The 2,875-nt window shown below is 52.9% G+C and carries 4 protein-coding genes; all 4 read right to left on the bottom strand.

Annotated elements, in window-relative coordinates:
* Positions 1-299 (bottom strand): hypothetical protein (locus J4G02_06395; GenBank protein MCE2394208.1); only part of this gene is annotated, 299 nt, incomplete at its 3' end.
* Positions 300-354: 55 nt separating this feature from the next.
* Positions 355-1,131 carry a phytanoyl-CoA dioxygenase family protein gene (locus tag J4G02_06390; GenBank protein MCE2394207.1) on the bottom strand — a complete coding sequence of 259 codons (777 nt, stop codon included), beginning with the start codon at positions 1,129-1,131 and terminating at the stop codon, positions 355-357.
* Positions 1,132-1,343: 212 nt separating this feature from the next.
* Positions 1,344-2,078 (bottom strand): phytanoyl-CoA dioxygenase family protein, encoded by a 735-nt coding sequence (locus J4G02_06385; GenBank protein MCE2394206.1) that lies wholly within the window; start codon positions 2,076-2,078, stop codon positions 1,344-1,346.
* A 111-nt stretch (positions 2,079-2,189) separates the two neighbouring features.
* Positions 2,190-2,875, bottom strand: a 686-nt coding sequence (locus tag J4G02_06380; protein ID MCE2394205.1) for an exo-alpha-sialidase, incomplete at its 5' end; no start/stop codon positions are given.

Raw genomic sequence — 2,875 nt, 5'->3', positions numbered from 1 at the left:
TCATCTCGGTTCGCCCACATATCGCTGCCGGCAATATAGAGGCACTCCGTTCCCCAGATATCGCGCATGGCTTCCATCACACCGGGCTGCTCGATTAAATCTGCGAATGCATCGTCCGCTTGGATGAAAGGACTCAGCATCCGGGTGCCGTTCTCGGCGAAATAGTTGTAGACCGGTGCGTCTGCAATGACGCGGGTGTGTGCCTCCTGTAGACAGTCTACCTCTTTTTTGTTCAGGCAGCCTCTCAAGACAGTGAACCCGAATGTCCAAAATTGTCCAACTTCCAAATCGGATAGCATTGAATATACCCTCCTTCTCACAAGGGATTCAGATTTTGGGTTTGTAGGTTTCTACTCACTCAGGTCCGTACTGTCCCATATATCCGGTGCGTCCTCCGAGGATTTCCTTGAGTTCCCCTTCGCTGGCGTCAATGACCTCCTGCGTCGGACTGCAGCCGGGCCAACACTGCATCCACGGCGGGGTGAAACCGTAGAACATCGTATAGCGGCTTTGCTCGGAGAGGATTGGGACGCCGGTATGGACCAACGCCTCCGTGAAGTGCATCACCGATCCTGCCTTTGCTTCAATTTGAACGACCATTGCGGGATCGAAAATTTCTTTCCAATCCTGCGCCTCGATTCGGTGTGAGCCGTCCAAGATCATTGTGCCGCCATGTTCAGGATCAACGTCCGTTAGGTAGGTGGCGTTGTTGAGAAATGTTGTGTTGATGTAGGGATGGTTGTTCGCTGGCACGATACCATATTTCGGTCGAATGCCGCGGTGCCACCCCATCTTTTCCGCATCTCGAAGTTCATCGCGCCGTGTCGTTCGGTCGGGGTGCGGGGATTTTATCATCGCATGGCAGCACTCAAAACGCGGCGGCGTGCCCAAGAGCTGCTTCAGAACGGGGAGGATTTTTGGCGACATAATCCAGTCCCGATAGATTGGGTCGTAGTTCACCATGTTGTTGATGTTCTTGATGTCTTGGGTGTCCTTCATCGTCGAGACTTTGCGTTCATAGAGGTGATCCAGGCCGCGCTTGAAGGCATTGATCTCTTCAGGACTGAATACATCCTCTTGAAGCACCCAGCCGTGAACCGCGAAATGGTAGAGTTGTGCATCGGTCAGCATCGCTCACTCCTATTAATGGTAGGAGTTACGCAGTTGAACTCAAAGTTTGTAGTTCGGTGATTTATCACCATTGGATACCGTTCCCAACGCCCGATAAATCGGGCAACTACAGCAGAGACTTCATCAGGAGCCCGTATGGAACAACGATCGTTGTTCCATACTGAAATGCGTAAGTCCTAAATGGTTAAAGGCTTTTAGTCGATTCTTAACCTCTAAATTTTTCCCTCTTTTTCCCACCGTTCCATTAGCTCTTTCCTGTACGCCGCCTGACGTTCTGCATCCGCCTTAGCACGTTGGGCGTAATAGACAAGCCCCAGCGCCCGGCGCGGATTCGCTGTGGTATTGGAACCTGCGCGGTGAATCGTCATGCAATGATGCACAATCATATCGCCCGGCGCAGCATGGATAGCTGCTTCCTCTTGGTAATCCGTCTCGCCGTAGTCTGTGACCCCTAGAGAGAACCCGAACACCGCCGTCTGTCCGTGGGGTCTCATACCCCGGCGGTGAGAACCCCCATTCACCGTATCCAGTGCCAGCCACAACGTCAGTGCCTCGTTTGGTTCGAGCATGAAGTAGAACCCGTCCTGATGGGGTGGCGTTTCTGCGTCGCTGCGGGCAGGTTTCGTGAACCACTCCATATTTTTACTTACAACCCCATCGTCTAGCAGCAATTCCGCTAACTTGGCAAACCGGTCACTCTCGGTCAGTTCCTTAAAATGGTCGTCATAAGATGCCATGCCCTGCAACCGCATAATACTTTCGGTCTGCCCCTTGACTTCGTAAAAGGCCGCGTCCGACGGTAATTGGGGCAACGTCTCTGTGATAAACTTGTCTATGTGAGCGTTTAACGCCGCTGTCTCTTCCGGGGTATAGAAACCGGGAATGACCACAAATCCATCTCGGTCAAAGGAATCTTTAAGTTGTTGTGAATCCTTCTGCCAGCCCATCTGAACTGTTCCTTTCTATCATTGCTAGCTCATGTTAAGAAAGCATACAACAAAAACCGATAGCGGAAGAAAGAAACCGAGTTTTCAAGAAAAAACTCGGTTTCCCTTTTATTAGTCTTCCAATCGTAGTTTCACCCAGCGCGTATGGGTGACTCCTGCTACAGTACACCAGAAATAGGTCATCACATCCCCGTCCGGTAAGAGTGTCCCGCCGGGCTTGCCAAAAGCGATTTGCATGTGTTCAGCGAGGAAGTTCTCGTTCTCAGGTTCGCCGAGGGTCGCCTCTTTTCCTGCATCAAAGACCACCACCTCGTTCTCCACGTCGAAATGTTCAAGATCTTCGGTCAGTGCTACGTGGATGCCTTGGGGTTCGTGTCGGAAATTGTAAATCGCTGCCACGCGACCGTCGGGCAGCGGGATGGGGGTGCAGACCTGCCCCCGCAGATTCGTTGGTCGGGGTTCGGACCAGGTGCGTCCCCCATCTTCGGAAATTACCCAGTGGTTCGTCAGATCCTCAGAGGTTCCGTATTGGTGCGTCCAGATTAGGGTATAGATGCGTCCATCTGGCAGGAGGGCGCACATCTGATCCCACCAGAGCAACGCTCCTGTGAGGTCATCTGCGACGACGGTGAACTCGCCCCACGTCTGTCCCTGATCCGCTGAGAATACCGCCGCTGCCTTCTGATCGGGGGGACCTTCATACCCCTCCGGCTTCCACGTTTCGAGGGGGTACATCCACCGATCCGGCGCGAGTTGTAAGAGAGGTCCAGCCCCGTTCCATGTGTACTTTTCGGGTG

The organism is Candidatus Poribacteria bacterium (assembly GCA_021295755.1).
Taxonomy (GTDB): domain Bacteria; phylum Poribacteria; class WGA-4E; order WGA-4E; family PCPOR2b; genus PCPOR2b.
This window is presented reverse-complemented; position numbering and strand designations above follow the sequence as displayed.